The organism is Duganella sp. 1411 (assembly GCF_017833525.1).
In the GTDB taxonomy this organism is placed as follows: domain Bacteria; phylum Pseudomonadota; class Gammaproteobacteria; order Burkholderiales; family Burkholderiaceae_D; genus Rugamonas.
On the sequence record NZ_JAFICD010000002.1, the window covers coordinates 1,145,693 to 1,162,833 of the forward strand.

Genomic DNA, 17,141 nt, shown 5'->3' on the forward strand with positions numbered 1-17,141 from the left:
TCAGTGCAAGATGACGCCGGCGGACGGCGCGGCGATCCGGTTGGCGTTGGGCGGAATCAGCACCGTCTTGATGCAGTTATCCAGCTTCCTGGGGAAGATGTGGTACGCGTCGGAGACCTCCTCGAGCGGCACGCGGTGCGTGATGATCTGCTTCGGATCGATATGGCCGGCCCGGATGTGCTCGATCAGGCGCGGCAAATGCCGCTTGACGCTGGCCTGGTTCATGCGCAACGTCAGCCCCTTGTTGACCGCGTTGCCGATCGGGACCGCGTTGAAGGTGGGGCCGTAGACGCCGACGATCGACACGTTGCCGCCCTTGCGCACCGCGTTGATCGCCCAGTGCAGCGCGGTGGCCGAGCCGGCCTGCAGTTTCATGTAGCGCCCGCTCAGGCGTTGCGCGGCGCTGCCGGCCGCCTCGCAGCCGACTGCGTCGATGCAGACGTCGGCGCCCAGCCAGTCGGTCATCTTCTTGATGTGCAAGGCCATGTCCCCCACCTCGCGGAAGTTGACCACTTCGCACTGCGCGTAGCGGCGCACGAAGTCGAGCCGGTAGTCCACATGGTCGACCACGATCACGCGCCCCGCGCCCATCAGCCACGCCGACTTGGCGGCGAAGATGCCGACCGGCCCGGCGCCGAACACCACCACCGTGTCGCCTTCTCTGATATCGCCCATTTCGGCGGCCTGGTAGCCGGTCGGCAGCGCGTCGGTCAGCAACACCGCGTCGTCCTCGTGCAGGTCGGCGGGGATCACCGTGGGGCCGACGTCGGCCATCGGCACGCGCACCAGTTCGGCCTGGCCGCCGTCGTAGCCGCCGGCCGTGTGCGAGTAGCCGTAGATGCCACCGACGGCGCTCGCCTGCGGATTGGTGTTGTGGCAATTGCCGAAGAGCTCGCGGTCGCAAAAGAAGCACGATCCGCAAAACACGTTGAACGGCACTAGCACCCGGTCGCCCACCTTGAGCCGCTGCACGCCGGTGCCGACGTCGACCACCTCTCCGACGAATTCATGGCCGAACGTGCTGCCGACGCGAGTGTCGGGCACCATGCCGTGATACAAGTGCAGGTCCGATCCGCAGATGCACGAGCGCGTGACGCGAACGATCGCGTCGCCGGGGTGCTCGATCACGGGATCCGGTTTGTGCGCCGCGCGGACGCGGTAAGGGCCTCGATAGTCCATTGCCAGCATGCGATCCTCCTCGAACGATGTACGGGCGCGGCAGCCGCGTTCCGGCACCGCTGTGTATATCGTAGACGCCGCCCTGATGGTCGACGTAGGCCGCCGTATCAGAGTCTTGTAGGATTTTGACCAGTCCGATGCCAAGGCGCGGCGCCATGCCGCCGATGGCGAGTCAAGGTGCAAGCGGATACAATTGAGAAGAAATCAATTCCCCAACCTCTGAAGGCTCGTCCCGTGAACCCTGTCCTCGCCACCACCCCATCGCCGACGCCACGGTTAATCGTGCGCGAGGGCCTGCTGGCGGACCGTGGCCGCGTGCAGGAGATCGCCTCCAGCGCCATGCGCAGCTTCGACATCGAGCCGGACTTCGCGGATCTGGACCGCGACCTTGGCCGATTCGGCGATACCGGAGCCGACGCCACCGTCTACCTGGTCGCGCAATGGGGCGCGGAGGTAGTCGGCTCCCTGATACTGTCTCGCATGGCTGAGCAAACGTTGAAGCTATCGGCCTTTTATGTCGACGCGGCCTGCAGGGGACAAGGCGTGGGCCGCCGTTTGCTGATGGAAGCCGTGGCCACCGGCGTCGCGCGCGGCTATCGCCGCATCTATCTTGAAACGTGGGACAAGATGGCCGCGGCGGTGCGGCTCTACACCGCCTTTGGCTGGCGGCGCGGGGAACGACTGGCGCCGGCCAGCGGCGCCGAGTGGTCGTACGTGCTCGACTTGGACGAACCTAAGCCAAATCATGGTTAACAAAAGCTTGCCGAAGCGGCGAAAACACGCGGCGTAGATATCAAGATCGTGATCTTCCAAAAGGAGCTTGTGATCCGCTACCCCGGACACGCCCCGTCCCACCGGCGCTAAACCGCTGCGGTTCGTTCCACGTCAAAGGCCACGGGTCCGAACCCGAATAATATGCCAAAGCCCCCTGCGCATATTGCCCGCGTTCACTGCGGACGGCCCTGAAATGAACCCGATTAAAAGCTCCCTGTTGATGTCGTTCGCCGAGAAATACACCGTGCTGGTAATCGGCATGGCCGGCAGCATGGTCGTCGCGCGGCTGCTGACGCCGGCCCAGATCGGCATCTTTTCGATCGGCGCCGTGGTCGTCGGCATCACCCAGCTGGTGCGCGACTTCGGCATCGGCCAATACCTGATCCAGGAACCGGACCTGAACACCGAGCGCCTGCGCGCCGCCTACACGCTGACGATGCTGATCTCCTGGGGCATGGCCGCGCTGCTGGCCGCCGCCAGCGCCCCGGTCGCGGCCTTCTACGGCGAACCCGGCGTCGGCAAGGTCCTGCGCATCCTCGCGCTCAACATCCTGCTGATTCCGTTCGGCTCCATCACCCTGCCGGTGCTGCGCCGGCAGATGCGCTTCCGCGCGCTGTACTGCATCAACGTGGCCAACGCGCTGGCCAACCTGGCCGCCGCACTGACGCTGGTCAAGCTGGGCTTCGGCTACCTGAGCCTGGCGTGGGCCGCCGTGGCCGGCAGCGCGGCAACGGTGCTGGTGAGCCAGCTGTTCCGTCCCGCCGGCATGCCCTGGCTGCCCGGCTTGCGGGGCATGCGCCAGCTGCTGCGCTTCGGCGCCTACGCCACCGGTTCGAACGTGCTCGACGAATGCGGCGTGGCCGCGCCAGACATGATCATCGGCAAGCTCATCGACGTCGAGGCGGTCGGCCTGTTCGGCAAGGCGCAGGCGACGCTGAATATCTTCAACCTGCTGATCACCAGGGCGGTCACGCCCGTGATCCTGCCGCTGTTCGCCGCCACCGCGCGCGACGGCCACGACATGAAGCGGCTGTACCTGCGCACCATCCCCTATATGGCCGGGCTGGCGTGGCCGTTCTTTGCCGTGCTGGCCATGCTGGCCACGCCGCTGACGCGCCTGCTATATGGCCACCAGTGGGATGCCAGCGCGCCGCTGGTGCGCATCATGTGCGGGTCGACCGCCTTATTCTGTTTGTTCAACATGGCGCGCGACCTGTTCGTGGCGATGGGCCAGGTGCGGCTGCGCGCCCAGCTGGAGGCCATCGGCGTGCCGGTGCGCATCGCCGGCGTCGCCGTGGCCGCGCCGTTCGGCCTGGAGGCAGTGGCCTGGAGCATCGCCGCGACGACGCTATTCAGTTCGGCCCTGCTGTACCGCTCGCTGGCCGCGCTGACCGGCATGCGCTTGACGGAACTGGGCCGCTGCGTCGCGCGCTCGGCCGCCGTGACGCTGCTGACGGCGGCCGGCCCGGCGCTGCTGATGCTGTCGCCCGGCTTCGACGACGCCAGGCCGGCCGTCCTGCTCGGCGCCGCCGGGCTCGCCGCCTTCGCCTGCTGGACGGCCGCCATCGTCCTGCTCAACCACGAGATCAGGCCGGACCTGCTGGCGGCGGTGCGTCCGCTGCTGCGCCGCCGGCTCTCTAAACCGGAACGCCGCTAGGAGAACTTATGCCACTGCACTCAGTGATCATGCCCGTCTACAACGGCGAGGCATATCTGGCGGCGACGATCGACAGCATCCTGCAACAGACCTGCGCCGACCTCGAACTGATCATCGTCAACGATTGCGCGACCGACGGTTCCGCAGAGATCGCGGCCACCCACGCCGCGCGCGACGCCCGCGTCCGCGTCGTTTCCACCGCGGTCAATTCCGGCGCGCCGGCGCTGCCGAAGAATGTCGGGCTGTCGCTGGCGCGGGGCCGCTACATTTCCTTTTGCGACCAGGACGACTTGCTGCTGCCGGACAAGCTGGAACAGGCCACGCGCGTGCTGCAGCGATATCCCGACCTCGACATCGTCTTCGCCGACTTCGAGCCGTTCGGCGACACGCAGCACACGCAGGGCGGCTACCTGGCGCACAAGGGGTTCACGTCCAAGGCGCAGGCCTATCTGGTGCCGCTGGAGGACGGCTTGTATCGTTGCCAAAATTTCTGGGGTTGCATGGCGGGGCTGCACACCGGCATGAGCACCCAGACCATCGTGTGCCGGCGCGAGATCATCATCGGCCAGCGCTTCGACGTGCGTTACCGCATCCTGGACGACATCGCGATGTGGTACCGCTTCGCCGAGACGGCGCGGATCGGCTTCCTGGACCGCACGGTGGCCCGCTACCGCTACCACGACGCGGCGCTGACCACCAACGACGAGTTGCTGGCGCGCGAATCGCTGGCCTTCCACAAGGAAAATTACTTCCGCCAATCCCACCTGTTCAATGCCGCCGAAAACCAACGCTACCGCCGCATGCTGGCCGGCTTCCTGATCAGCGTCGCCTCGCGTCCGAACCTGACGCAACTGGAACAGCGGGCCCATCTGGCCCAGTCCCTGGTCTTCGAATTACGCCTGAGCACCTTGCGCTGGCTGTTGCAAACATTCGCCTGATGCCGCCGGAACAACCCGTTGACTATTGGTAAGCGGTGTTAAAATTTCCGCATGCAATCAAAGTTCAAGCTCCACTCCGCCATGCCGCGCAGGGCGGCTCTGTTGACGATCGGCGCGTTGGCCCTGGGTACGCGCGACGCGCGGGCGGCGTCCGGACCGATGGTCTACCGCTACTGGGACTGGGGCCGGACGCCACGGCGCGACCAGTACCAGGGCGAAGCGCTCGAGCTCGCGCTGCGCAAGACCACGGCCGTCTACGGCCCCTACTCCGTGGTGCGGGTGCGGGAAAACTTGAGCACCTCGCGCCTGCGCCGGGAAATCCATTCCGGCAAGCGCCTCAACGTGCATGCCGGTCCCTGGCGCGACCTGAACGCCGACGATCCCCTCGAGCGCAGCCTGATGGTCGGCACGCCGGTGCTGGGCGGCCTGCTGGGCTACCGCCAGTTGATCGTGCGCAGCCAAGACTTGCCGAAATTTCAAGCGATCACCAGCGCCGCCCAGCTGAAACAGCTGGTGGCGGGACAAGGACGCGGCTGGGTGGACGTGGAAGTGCTGCGCCATAACGGCTACCCGGTGGTCGACAGCGGCAACATCACCACCTTGCTCGACATGCTGGACAGCCGGCGCTTCGACTACCTGCCAATCAGCGTGGTCGAAGCGGATTTCCTGTTGAAGGAGCATGAGCAGCTGGCGGCCAACCTGGCGCTGGTGCCGGGGCTGATGCTGTATTACCCGTTGCCGACCGTGTACTACGTCAGCGCCAACGAGCCGAGGCTGGCCGAACGACTGCAGGCGGGCCTGGCGATGGCCAAGCGCGACGGTTCCCTCGACGCGTTGACCGCCCGCCATTTCAAGCAGGAGATCCAGCAGGTGAAGGCCAGCGCCGGCCGCTGCTTCATCCTGAGCCATCCGTTCCTGCCGAAAATCTACGCGGCCGAGCCGCCCCGGCTACTGTCGACCGCCGGCCAAAGCAAAAAGGGCTGAGCCCGCGCGACGCGGAGCCCAGCCCTCACTTCCCGAACAACCGGCCGAGGCTTAGAAGGCCATCCGCACGCCGACGCTGGCGCGGCGGCCGACGTCTTCGAGGGTCAGGAACTGGCTTTCGCTGTTGGCGTACTCGCGCATTCTGGCGTTGTTCAAATTAATGAAGTCGGCGTAGAGGGCGATGCCCGGGGTGATGTTATAGCGCAGGCTGGCGTCGGTCTGGCCGTAGGCCGCGCGGTTGCGCGGCAAGGTGCTGCCGCCGCCGCAATCGACCGAGAAGTGGTTGCGCCAGTTGTAGCTCACGCGCGCCGAGAACTTGGTGTTCTCGAAGAACACCGAGCCGTTGTACGACTGCGGCGACAAGCCCGGATAGCCGCACGCCGGGGCGCCGCCCGCGCGCTCGGCGCTGGCGTCCACGTAGGTGTAGTTGGCCGATACGCCGAAGCCCTGCAGCCAAGGGATCGAATCGTCGAAGGCGTACTGGCCGGCGACCTCGATCCCCTTGATCTTGCCTTTCTGGCCGTTGCGCACGCGCGAGTCATGCACCACTTCGTCGAACTGCGGGATGCGCATGTCCTGCAAGGTGGTCTCCAGGAAGTCGGACACCTTCTTCATGAACACGGCCGTGCTGACGTAGTTGGTCTTCGACAGATACCATTCATACGACACGTCGAAGTTCTTCGACTGCATCGGCTTCAGGTAGGGGTTGCCCCCGCCGGTCTGGACGTCGCCGAAGCGGCCGCCGTACCAGTTGTCCACGCTCATTTGGCTCAAGGTCGGCCGGGTCTCGGTCTTGGAGGCGGCAAAGCGCAGCAGCATGTCCTTGGTCAGGTCGACCTTCAGATTGGCCGACGGCAGGTAGCTGTTATAGCTGTTGTCAACGGTGATGACCTGGTACGGGCCCCACTGCGAAATGAAGGTCGTGTCGTTCGGGCTCTTGACCGCCGACAGCAACACGCGGCTGGTGCCGGTGGAGCTCGAGTTCACGCGCACCATGCGCATGCCGGCGTTGACCGACCAGCCGCTGCCCTCCCAGCGCGTGTCGAGGAACAAGCTCTTGACCTTCTCCTCCACGCCCCACGACGACGGCTTGGTGTAGTCGATCGCCATCGGGCCGTTCGGATACTTGGTCTTGTCGGAATACAGGGCCGGATCGTTGGACTGCGGCAGCAGCGACGGCTGGTTCAAATAATTGATGTAGGCGTGCGGGTCGAAGCGCAGATACGCCGACGGCACCTGGGCGCCGCCGCCGAGGAAGTTCTCCAGCGGCGTCACCGTGAACAGGCTGGCCGGCAGGCCCACGTGGTAGCCGCTGAAGGCGTTCCACGAATCGCTGCTGTAGGTGAGGCGGCCGACCTCGCGCTGCGAGTAGCCGACACCGGTGTCGGCGCCCTTGAAGTAGCCCATCTCGTGGTCCCACGACAGGTTCATGCGCCCCTCCTTCAACTTGTCGTGGAGGTTGACCTGGCCGTTGGAGACGGCGTGCGCGCGCACCGCCGTCGGGTCGGCCAGGCCGTCGCCGAAGGTGATGCTGGGCGTGCCGTTAAAGCTGAGCACGTCGCCGTTTTTCGGCACCATGCCGGCCACCACCCACATGTCCGGCGAGGCCGACGTCGAGCGCGAGGTCGACACGTCGCCCTCCAGGCGCCAGTCGTCGGCGATCTTCCATTTCGAGTTCAGGCCGAAGGCGCGGGTGATCGACAGCCGGTCGCCGCCCTTGACGATCATGTCGTTGGAGGCCACTTCGCCGAGCAGCTTGCCGGGGCCGGCGATGGCCGGGTTGTTGGCAAAGAAGGTGGAACCGGGACGCAGGAAGCTCGTCACCTGGTCGTTCTGGTCGTACTTCACGCCCAACTGGACCGGATTGTTCCAGTCGCTCACGGCGATCACGTCGTTCTTCTGGTCCAGGCGCGAGAACAGCGCGTCGGCGCTGAGCTTCCAGGTCGGCGACGGGTTGTATTGCACGGCCAGGTTGCCGACCAGGCGCTTGCGGCTCTCCTCCTCCTGCTGGAAGCCGTAGCTCTGCGGCATATACAGCTTGCGCGTGGTGACGTCGGCCATCGTCAACCCTTTGGAGTTGAGGTCGCCGTTGATCATCGACACGTCGCGGTAGTTCCAGGCGTCGTTGATGGCCTTGTTCTGCTTGGACGCGCGGTCGGTGTACGACACCGAGCCGGCCACGCCGAACGTCCGCGCCTCGTTGGCGAAGGAATACATGCCGCTGGCGTTGGGGGTGTACTTCTTCGAATTGTCGTCGTAGGAGCTGGACGCGTTGAACACCGTCGAGTGCCCCACCTTGCCCGACAGCGGACGCGCGGTCTGGATGTCCACCGTCGAGCCGATGCCGCCCTCGGGCAGGAAGGCCTGCGAAGTCTTGTAGACCAGCACCTTGGAAATCAGGTCGGACGACAGCATGTCGAACGAGAACTCGCGCCCGCCGGTGTCGCTGGTCATGGTGCGGCCGTTGACCAGCACGTTGTTGAATTCAGGCCCCAGGCCGCGCACGGAGATGTAGCGTCCCTCGCCGCCGTTGCGCTGGATCTGCACGCCGGTCACGCGTTGCAGCGACTCGGCGATATTGGTGTCGGGGAATTTACCGGCGTCTTCGGCCGAGACGGCGTCGACCACGCCGTCCTGCATGCGTTTGGTGTTAAGCGATGAACTGAGGGAAGCGCGGATGCCGCTGACGACGACGGTCGCGGAAGGATCGATCACGGGCTGGTCGGCCGCTTGTGCCGAGGCGCCGAGCGACATCAGGGCTTCTGCGACGAGGACGGCCAATACGGTTTTACGCATACGGGTCTGAGGCGTTGACATGTTATCTCCTATGTTGTTATTGCAGTCCTTTTTGTACTTGCCATGGCTGCATGACTTTCATATTAAACCCGCCTCAAGAATGCCAATCTATCATTTATTTGCAAATTCATATTCCAAAATCATATAACTGGCAACCTTCCCTTTTTTTCATGAAACATAAAATAAAAAAAGCCAACCCTTGCGGATTGGCTTTTTGGCTGGCGTGGGCGGTCGATATTGTCTAGGCCGGCGCCGGACGCAGCACGGTGCGTCCGCCGGTGCGCTGCACCAGCCGCGCCAGCGGCGCCTCCACGCAGCTATGGAACACGGCCCCGGCGGCCAGGCTGGCGGCCCAGGCAACCAGCATGCCGAAGGCCTGCAATTCCGGCTCGGCCGGCACAAAGCGGGTGAACGCCGCGTTCACCACTAAACAGACCGGGAAATGGATCAAAAACACCGAATACGAGATGCGCGCCAGGCCGTTGACGACCGACCAGCCCTGCCCCTCGGATGTTGTTTTCGCGCGACCAAACAGCACCAGGACGCAGGCGGTCGCCATCGCCAGCGCGATACGGCTGCGGAAATCCAGCGCCAGCGCGGCCAGCACGGGCAGAAATGCGATTCCCACCAGCAACGAAGCGGCGCCGGGTTTGCGGCGCGGGTCGCTGGCCCACCAGGCCATCAGTCCCAGGCCATAGCTGCCGAAGAAATACGGCGCCCAGTTGTCCCAGTCCGCGTCCAGATTGAAGTAAACCAGGGAAGCGGTGACGGCCAGCGCGACCACGCCCGGCATCAGCCACGGCAACCGGTGGTTGGCCACCATGCGGCCGGCGCACCACAGCATCAGCGCCATCAGCGCGTACAGCTGGAAATCGATGGCGACGTACCAGGCGCCGGCCGACAGCGATGGATAGCCGAGCACGCCATGCAGCAGCAGCGCGTGGGCGCCCAGCTGGCCCAGGGTGGCCGGTCCGGAAATGGAGTCGTGCGCCATCAACTTGCCGGCCAGCGCGGACGCGGCGGCGGCCAGCAAGGTGGCCACCATGAACGGCGGCGCCAGCTTGGCGTAGCGCCGCCAGATCGCCCCGAACGGATCGGCCAGCCCGGCGTGCCCCAGCGGCGACAGCGACTTGGCGGCCAAAAAGCCGCCGATGACGAGGAAGACCTGCACGGCGAGGCGCGCGCTGTCGCCCAGCCAATCGATCAGGCCGGGCCACATCGGCCGCACGTGATCGGCCATCGGACCATAAAACGCCAGATGATGCAGGACGATCAGTTGCGCCGCGCCGGCCTTCAGCAGATTGATCAAGCCAAATTGTGATTGCGGCCGCCGATCCGTCGCGGCCGCGCCAGTTAATGCCGTCATTCCCTCTTCCTCGCCTTGCGATGACATTCCACAACATGTATTTGAGCAATTAAATTGCTGTCAATATTGTGGACCGGTCGCTATCATAGCCGAGGCGAGGGGATCGGTGGCGCGCGTATGGCTGAGCTACCGTGGGAATGCGGGTTTTTAGGCGGCTTTTAGCGTTTTTTCATGATCGATCCCAGCACGCCGCGAATGATTTCCCGGCCCACCTGGGAACCGATGCTGCGCACGGCCGACTTGACCATCGCCTGCACCGCGGTGTCGCGCTTGCCGGTCTGGCCGAACAGTCCGCCCAGCACGTCGCCGAACATCGAGCCGCCGGACGCCGCTTCCTGCGGCGTTGGCTGGGATGGCCGCTGCGGCGTGCCGCGTCCGGCGGGCGCGTCGGCGCCGTCCTGCGCCTGGCGCGCGCCGGCGGCCACGCGCCCGCTCAGCTTTTCATAGGCCGACTCGCGGTCGACCGTCTTTTCATAGACGCCGGCCACGATCGAGCCGGCGATGACGGCCTTGCGCTCGGCGGCGTCGAGCGGGCCGAGCTGGCTGGCCGGCGGCAGGATGAAGACCCGCTCGACCATGCGCGGCGCGCCCTGCTCGTCGAGGAAGGATACCAGCGCCTCGCCCACGCCCAGTTCGGTGATCACCTGCGACACCTCCAGTGACGGATTCGGGCGGAACGTCTCGGCGGCGGCCTTGACGGCCTTCTGGTCGCGCGGCGTGTAGGCGCGCAGCGCGTGCTGGACGCGGTTGCCCAGCTGGCCCAGCACCGTGTCCGGGATGTCGATTGGATTTTGCGTCACGAAGAACACGCCGACGCCCTTGGAACGGATCAGCCGCACCACCTGCTCTATCTTTTGCAGCAAGGCCTTGGGCGCGTCGGTGAACAGCAGGTGCGCCTCGTCGAAGAAAAACACCAGCTTCGGTTTATCGAGATCGCCCACTTCGGGCAGGTTCTCGAACAGCTCGGACAGCATCCACAGCAGGAACACCGCGTACAGCCGCGGCGCGTTCATCAGCTTGTCGGCGCTGAGGATGTTGATCACGCCCTTGCCGTTGGCGTCGGTCTGCAGCAGGTCGTCGATATTGAGCATCGGCTCGCCGAAGAATTGGTCGCCGCCCTGCTCCTCGATGGCGATCAGGCCGCGCTGGATGGCGCCGATGCTGGCCGCGCTGATGTTGCCGTAGCTGGTCTTGAAGTCGGCCGCGTTGTCGCCGACGTGCTGCAGCATGGCGCGCAAGTCCTTGCTGTCGAGCAGCAGCAGGCCGTTGTCGTCGGCGATGCGAAACACCAGTTGCAGTACGCCCTCCTGCGTATCGTTCAGGTTGAGCATGCGCGCCAGCAGCAGCGGGCCGAGGTCGGACACGGTGGCGCGCACCGGGTGGCCCTGCTCGCCGAACACGTCCCAGAACGTCACCGGGCAGCCGGCCCACTGCGGCGCCTCCAGCTTGAGCGCGCCCAGGCGGGCGGCCATCTTCTCGCTCGGCGCGCCGGGCTTGGCGATGCCGGACAGGTCGCCCTTGACGTCGGCCATGAACACCGGCACGCCGATCTCGGACAGCGACTGCGCGATCTTCTGCAAGGTGACGGTCTTGCCGGTGCCGGTCGCGCCGGTGATGCAGCCGTGGCGGTTGACCAGGTTGGACAGCATGTCCAGGGAAATGGCGTCGTTTTTCGCGATCGTGATGGGGGTCGGCATGGTCGTCCTGGCGGCAATTTGTTGGAGAAACGATCATACCGCAACTGGGCGAGCGGCCCAGGCACAAAGGCATGAAGGGCGGCGCCTCCATACATTGAGCCGGCACAACCCGATTGGCATCGCCCCCCTTATGCTGAACATCCCGATGGATCAAGGAGGCGCTACATGACGACCGGCTCGACTACCCTTGCTCGCGAAAGCGACATGGAGGAAAGAGAAGCATTCGAACAAGCGATCAAGTTACTTGAAAGTCAGACCGCAAATATCGGCAGCCATCTCACCATCGATTCCGCTACACGGATCGCCTATTCCAAAGAAATAAAGACAATGTCGAATACGCTGCGGGATCGAGCGGCGTCAGGAAAAATCACATGGGGTGACGCTGCGAGACAAGCTAACGAAACCCGCAATTGATCTTGGAAGTATTCAGGGCAAGAAGCACGGCAGTTGGCCGGGCCATGGCGCAGAAGCTAAAGTTGCGCGGGACATCGCTGAACCATTTAGTCGCCAGCCACACCGCCATGGTACATGGCACACAGGTGGACTTCTCGCGACTTACCCAGTCAAAGAAAAATGCGGTCTATGCGTCGATCGTCGCATCAGCCGGGAGATCCAATCCCAAGGTAAGTACGGCAATGGCACGACTTTCCTTCGCGGGTCGGGGCTTGCTCGTCATGTCAGTCGCCATCTCCGCATATAACGTAGCGATGTCAAACAACAAACTTGCAACCGCTAGCCAAGAACTGGTATCGACAAGCGCAAGCATTGGCGGCGGCTTTGCGGGTGGAGCTTTGGCGGGATTGGCATGCGGCCCCGCCGCGCCAGTTTGCGTAACAATCGGCGCATTCGTCGGCGGCGCCGTAGCCGCCTTCGGCGTCCGACTTTTTTGGTAGCCGTCGTGACGCCATTACCGCCCTCGGCATTCTCACTGAAGCTTATAGGCTCTTACCTGAGCGATGCGCCGCTGCGGAGTGAAATATTGCTGAATGGCGCGCGAACCGGCAAAACGCTGGACGGTGCGATTCTGGAAGCCGCGTTGCGCTGGAAGGAGTTGATACTCGTCTTCGTCACTGACGCGGTCTTGTACGAAGACACGCTACACATTTATCTGTTGGATACAAACTTAAACGTGCTTGACCAGGCAAGGATGGACGGTCTTTACGTCACTGGTACTTTTTCATTGGTGGATATCATCCCTCCAGACACCGTACGATTCTTGTTCTTCGACGGCATCGTATGGAGCTTGAAACTATTGGATCGCAAAACGCTAAGGTTTCCACTGTTGTCCGACCCGCACGGAGTGAGCCGGCCATTTGGTTTCTATCGTCGATTCAGTTTAGAAGCCGCGCCAGTGCCCGAGTAGGCCTGAGACACGATAAGACTAGCAAAAAGTTCCGCCAATGTCCGAGTGTCGGCGCTGATCCTCATCGCCGGGGTATGATGCATTCCTCCGCAGAGTCCCGGGCCGATAGACGGAAAGAACCCACGGCACGCATCAGTTGAAGGAAAAAAAATCAAGCCACATATCATCAGCATTCCCATTGCACTGATTACCTTCGCCGCAAGCGTGGTGGCGTTGCAAGGTGGCTTTTCCGGCGGACAATCGCAGTGCGGCGACTTTGGTTTCGGCTGCATGGGAATCGCCGTCGTGCTTCTGGTGGTTGGCACGCTGATAGGACTGGTCGCTGCACTCGTGGGTTTGATCCGGATGCGCGGTCGTTCATGGTGCGGGTGGATCGGCTTGTTACTCAACGGCTTGCCGGCGATTGTCCTGGCGGGCTGGCTGGCGCAGGTCGCGATGGCGCATTAAACGCGCGACAATGCCAGAACCGCACGTCGACATCATTTCACACCGACCGCACCGGTAATGTCCGCACGGTACGGCGACGGACCGCGCTCGATCAGAAAGCACATCCGAATGTCGGCACTGACCCTCGTCGCTGGCGGGCTTACTCGAAAACGGGCCGGAAAAAGCTGCGTTCGTAGCTGACGATGCAGCGCGTTTCATCGGCGTACTTGAACGCGGCCTGGCAGTCGGCGTCCTGCAGCGACTTCGCCCGGTACGCTTCATACGCCGCGAGCGATGGGAAACTGAACATCGCCAGCGCTACATTGCTCGCTCCCTCCGACGGAAGAAAGTAACCGTGATGCCGGCCGCCGTGTTTTTCGACCAGCGGTATCCACATCTTGCCGTAGCGCTCGAACTCGGCGAGCTTGTAGGGATCGATCACGTAGCGCAAATAGCAAGTAACCATGGACATCCTCGAATTGAAAACATGACAACTATAATATAAAAAGCAATCGGCATGTGCCGGCATGCAAAGTCCGCCGCAATTTTTCGGCCGTCAATGATGTCACTGCCCCACATGAACTTATTGACATGCAGCAATGCGCCGGCCTTAAACCAGCCGCGCAGCAACACTCGACGCCGCCTCTTGCGCGGCCACAATTCGCCCGGCCGAGATATCTCTAACCTGTGAATGCCTCTTTTATTTTCCACATAACTAAACAGGGATGAGCGACATGGCGACAGCGACAAAAGATGAGAACCAGGAACTCTTCGAGGAGACCATCCGGTCGCTCGAAGCGCAGCTCGCCAACGCCGGCGCACACTTGACCATCGATGCCGCCGCCCGCGCCACCTACGCGCGCGAGATCAAACGCATGGCGGACCGCCTGCGCAACGAGGCATTCACCGGCAAGATCACCTGGGCCCAGGCCGCGCAGCAGGCGCAGCAGACCCGCAACGCCGTCATGACGATCATCCGCTCGCGCAGCACGTCGGTGGGCCGCGCGGTGGCCCAGCGCATCAAGGCGCAAGGCTATACGCTCAACGAGCTGGTGGCACGCCAGACCGCCCGCATGTACGGGCCGGGCGCGAACTTCGCGCGGCTGTCGGCGTCGCAGAAAAATATCGTCTACGCGTCGATCGTCAGCTCGGCCGGCAAGTCCAATCCGGCGGTCACGCAAGCCATGTCGCGCCTGTCGTTCGCCGGACGCGGCGTGATCTTCGTATCACTCGGATTATCGATCTACAACGTGACGACGGCCACCAACAAGGTGGCGGCCGTGGGCAAGGAAGTCGCCATCAACGGCGCCGGCATCGCCGGCGGCATGGCCGGCGGCGCGCTGGCCGGCCTGGCCTGCGGCCCCGGCGCGCCGGTTTGCGTTACAGTGGGGGCTTTCATCGGCGGCGCGCTGGCGGCCTTCGGCGTCAGCTCGCTGTGGTAGGCACATCATGAAACTGTTTTCAATCGACGACCTTTCGATACGCCCGCAACCGCAGCCGGTCGACCAGCTGCCGCGCAGCGAACTCATACTCTACGGCGAAACCACGGGAAAAATCGTCGAAGGCGCGGTGCTGGAGGCGGCCATTTGCTGGCGCGGCCATTTCCTGATCTTTCTGACCGACGACATCATCAACGAAGACACCCTGCGCATCTACCTGCTCGACCCCAAGCTCGACATGGTCGACGCCGCGCGCCTCGGTGGCATGTACTCGACCGGCGCCTTCTCCGCCTTGCAACTCGTCGAACCCAACCTCATCCGTTTCGAATTCTTCGGCGACACCACCTGGACCCTCGAGCTGCTCGACGACCAGTCGTTCTCCGTGCCGATGGTGTCCGATCCCAAAGGCGTGACGCGCCCGTTCAGGCTGTCGCACCGCTTCAAGCTGCACGGCGACCCGATCCCGTCGCCGGACTAGTCCACTAGCGCCGGAACTTCTTCGGCTGACGCTTGCGGGCGGCCGCGTTCTGGTCCTGCAAAATCGAATCGACCCGCTCCGACGCCTCGCGCGACAGCCGTTGCGCCAGTTCCGTGTCGGGAAAATATTCCGGCTGGCGGTAGGCCAGCCAGGCGTAGGCCGAATACAGCCGGCAAGCGTCCTCCACCTCCTGCAGGTTCATGAAGTGCAACGGGTTCTGCTCCGGCTTGAGGCGCGTGATCTTCTTGTGCGCCAAGGCGGTGGCCCAGCCTTCCCACGCGTGCTGCAGCGTGTGCACCTTGGACGAGATCGGCACCAGCGAGAGCGCGAATTTTTCCGCCACCGTCAGTTGCAGGGTGTCGAGCCAGGCGGCGCGCTCGAACTGCTCCTCGGTGATGCGCGGATAGAAAAAGCCATCCGGCACGTCGATGTTGTGCACGAAACGCTTGAGCAGCTTGGCCAGCGCATGCTCATTGGTCACCGATGAAATCCGGTGCAAATGTTCCAACGTTGGCGCCACGGCAAAGCCGGTGGTTTTCAGCGGCACCGGCTTTTCCTGCAGCAGCGAGCGCATCACATTGTGCGTCTCGTTGTCGTAGCCGGCCACCAGGCCCTCCTCGTGCACGCCGAAGCGCCCGGCCCGCCCGGCGATCTGGCGCGCCAGCGCGGCCGGGATCTCTTCCTCCTCGTAGCCGTTGTATTTAACGGAGGTTGTCATCACGATGCGCGCAATTGGCATGTTCAGGCCCATGGCGATCGCATCCGTGCCGACCACCACATCGGCCGCGCCCTCGCGGAAGCGCTGGGCTTGCGCGCGCCGCACTTCCGGCGACAAATTGCCGTACACGGTGGCCACCGACAGGCCGACCTCGGTCACCATGTCGCGCCACATCAGCACTTCGCGGCGCGAAAAGCAGATCACGGCGTCGCCCCGGCGCAGATTGGTCAGCTTGCGCACGGCCGACGGCTCCATCGACAGCGGCCCCTTGCGCTTCAACACATGGACTTCCAGCTCGCATTCGAGGCGCGCGGCCAACACCTCGATGGCGCGCCGCGCTTCCGGCGCCCCGACCAGGTAGACGGTGTGCGCGGGCGCGCCGCAGACGGCGGCGGTCCAGGCCGAGCCACGGTCGCGGTCGGCCAGCATCTGGATCTCGTCGATGACCGCGACGTCGACCGGCGTGCGGGTGTCGAGCATCTCGACCGTGCTGGCGACGTGGGTGGCGCCGGCCACCAGGCGCCGCTCCTCGCCGGTGACCAGGCTGACGGCCAGCGGCTTGCCGTGCTGCTCCATGGCCTGCAGGCGCTCGTAGTTTTCCAGCGCCAGCAGACGCAACGGCGCCAGATACACGCCGCTGGGCGCCTTGGCCAGCGCCTCGATGGCCTGGTGGGTCTTGCCGGAGTTGGTCGGCCCCAGCAGCGCGATGAACTTGCGCTTGATGCGGCGGGCGACGTCGAACGAGGCCGGATATTCGGCCAGATTGATGCTTTGGCGGGTGCGCTCGGCGTGCTGCTCCTCCATTTCGCGCTCGACGGCGTGCTCCAGCCGCTGGCGGATGCGGTCGAACACAATGCCGGCCGGCTCGGAAATCTGCATGTCCGCCAAGCCCTGCAGGAAAGGCAGGGGGTCCAGCTCGCAATCGTCGCAGGCGTCGGCCATTTCCTCGACGAAGTCGGCGACATAACCGTGCAATTCCGCCACGACGGCGTCGCTGGCGCGCTCGCGCAACAGCGCCGCGCGGGCGTCGCCATCCATTTTGCGCCACTTGGACGGCTTGGCCAGCACGCCCTGCGCCGGCACCAGATCGTAGGGGTAATGTGTGCCGCCATACTCGACACCGCCGGTCAGACGCAAAAACACCCGCCCTTCCATCCGGGACAACAAAAACCCCTTGTCCGTCAAACCGAGCTGGCGCATCAGTTCGTCGTCGTTTTGTTGATCTGCGATGTCTGTCATAGTGGTCCGGGTGTTTTTGATCGATACCGCGAGATTATATCGTGCCGGTCCGCCACCCGTTTTTTGTATTTCCCCATGATATCTGGC

Annotated in this window: 15 protein-coding genes; 9 read left to right on the plus strand and 6 right to left on the minus strand. The window is 64.0% G+C overall.

The genetic code is table 11. The features are described from left to right. Nucleotides 1-1,188 (minus strand): zinc-dependent alcohol dehydrogenase, encoded by a 1,188-nt coding sequence (locus JOD97_RS16750; protein ID WP_209720045.1) that lies wholly within the window; start codon nucleotides 1,186-1,188, stop codon nucleotides 1-3. A 225-nt stretch (nucleotides 1,189-1,413) separates the two neighbouring features. Between JOD97_RS16750 and JOD97_RS16755 the strand changes: the two genes are divergently transcribed. The 4 genes from JOD97_RS16755 (at nucleotide 1,414) to JOD97_RS16770 (ending at nucleotide 5,532) form a co-directional block, all read left to right on the plus strand. Next, nucleotides 1,414-1,932, plus strand: coding sequence for a GNAT family N-acetyltransferase (locus JOD97_RS16755; RefSeq protein ID WP_209720048.1), 519 nt, complete (start codon nucleotides 1,414-1,416; stop codon nucleotides 1,930-1,932). Nucleotides 1,933-2,146: 214 nt separating this feature from the next. Further along, a complete protein-coding gene (locus JOD97_RS16760) occupies nucleotides 2,147-3,610 on the plus strand; it encodes a lipopolysaccharide biosynthesis protein (protein WP_209720051.1) in 1,464 nt (487 codons plus the stop codon). 8 nt (nucleotides 3,611-3,618) lie between these two features. Beyond that, on the plus strand, nucleotides 3,619-4,548 hold the full coding sequence (locus tag JOD97_RS16765; RefSeq protein WP_209720054.1) for a glycosyltransferase family 2 protein: 930 nt from the start codon (nucleotides 3,619-3,621) through the stop codon (nucleotides 4,546-4,548). Between the two features lie 51 nt (nucleotides 4,549-4,599). Then, nucleotides 4,600-5,532, plus strand: coding sequence for an ABC transporter substrate-binding protein (locus JOD97_RS16770; RefSeq protein ID WP_209720057.1), 933 nt, complete (start codon nucleotides 4,600-4,602; stop codon nucleotides 5,530-5,532). Between the two features lie 51 nt (nucleotides 5,533-5,583). Here the strand turns inward: JOD97_RS16770 and JOD97_RS16775 are convergent, their stop codons facing one another. The 3 genes from JOD97_RS16775 to JOD97_RS16785 all read right to left on the minus strand — a co-directional run bounded on the left by JOD97_RS16775 (nucleotide 5,584) and on the right by JOD97_RS16785 (nucleotide 11,391). Further along, nucleotides 5,584-8,349, minus strand: a complete 2,766-nt coding sequence (locus JOD97_RS16775) for a TonB-dependent receptor (RefSeq protein WP_209720060.1) — start codon at nucleotides 8,347-8,349, stop codon at nucleotides 5,584-5,586. Between the two features lie 220 nt (nucleotides 8,350-8,569). Next, nucleotides 8,570-9,694 carry an acyltransferase gene (locus JOD97_RS16780; protein WP_209720063.1) on the minus strand — a complete coding sequence of 375 codons (1,125 nt, stop codon included), beginning with the start codon at nucleotides 9,692-9,694 and terminating at the stop codon, nucleotides 8,570-8,572. A gap of 158 nt (nucleotides 9,695-9,852) precedes the next feature. Continuing rightward, nucleotides 9,853-11,391 (minus strand): helicase HerA-like C-terminal domain-containing protein, encoded by a 1,539-nt coding sequence (locus tag JOD97_RS16785; protein ID WP_209720065.1) that lies wholly within the window; start codon nucleotides 11,389-11,391, stop codon nucleotides 9,853-9,855. A gap of 165 nt (nucleotides 11,392-11,556) precedes the next feature. Between JOD97_RS16785 and JOD97_RS32705 the strand changes: the two genes are divergently transcribed. From JOD97_RS32705 to JOD97_RS16800, 3 genes are all read left to right on the plus strand, one after another. Beyond that, entirely contained in the window at nucleotides 11,557-11,805 is a 249-nt protein-coding gene (locus JOD97_RS32705) for a hypothetical protein (protein ID WP_229264482.1), read from the plus strand. Between the two features lie 484 nt (nucleotides 11,806-12,289). Then, entirely contained in the window at nucleotides 12,290-12,754 is a 465-nt protein-coding gene (locus tag JOD97_RS16795; RefSeq protein ID WP_209720068.1) for a hypothetical protein, read from the plus strand. 204 nt (nucleotides 12,755-12,958) lie between these two features. After that, complete coding sequence (locus tag JOD97_RS16800; protein ID WP_209720071.1) at nucleotides 12,959-13,201, plus strand: hypothetical protein; 243 nt, start codon at nucleotides 12,959-12,961, stop codon at nucleotides 13,199-13,201. 139 nt (nucleotides 13,202-13,340) lie between these two features. Here JOD97_RS16800 and JOD97_RS16805 read toward each other — a convergent pair whose 3' ends face one another. Then, nucleotides 13,341-13,646, minus strand: coding sequence for an NIPSNAP family protein (locus JOD97_RS16805; RefSeq protein ID WP_209720074.1), 306 nt, complete (start codon nucleotides 13,644-13,646; stop codon nucleotides 13,341-13,343). A 268-nt stretch (nucleotides 13,647-13,914) separates the two neighbouring features. Here JOD97_RS16805 and JOD97_RS16810 point away from each other — a divergent pair, with 268 nt between their 5' ends. Both JOD97_RS16810 and JOD97_RS16815 read left to right on the plus strand, forming a co-directional pair. Next, entirely contained in the window at nucleotides 13,915-14,622 is a 708-nt protein-coding gene (locus tag JOD97_RS16810) for a hypothetical protein (RefSeq protein WP_209720077.1), read from the plus strand. A 7-nt stretch (nucleotides 14,623-14,629) separates the two neighbouring features. Next, entirely contained in the window at nucleotides 14,630-15,097 is a 468-nt protein-coding gene (locus tag JOD97_RS16815) for a hypothetical protein (RefSeq protein ID WP_209720080.1), read from the plus strand. A gap of 4 nt (nucleotides 15,098-15,101) precedes the next feature. Here the strand turns inward: JOD97_RS16815 and JOD97_RS16820 are convergent, their stop codons facing one another. Beyond that, a complete protein-coding gene (locus JOD97_RS16820) occupies nucleotides 15,102-17,054 on the minus strand; it encodes a helicase-related protein (RefSeq protein WP_209720083.1) in 1,953 nt (650 codons plus the stop codon). Between the last annotated feature and the right edge of the window lie 87 nt (nucleotides 17,055-17,141).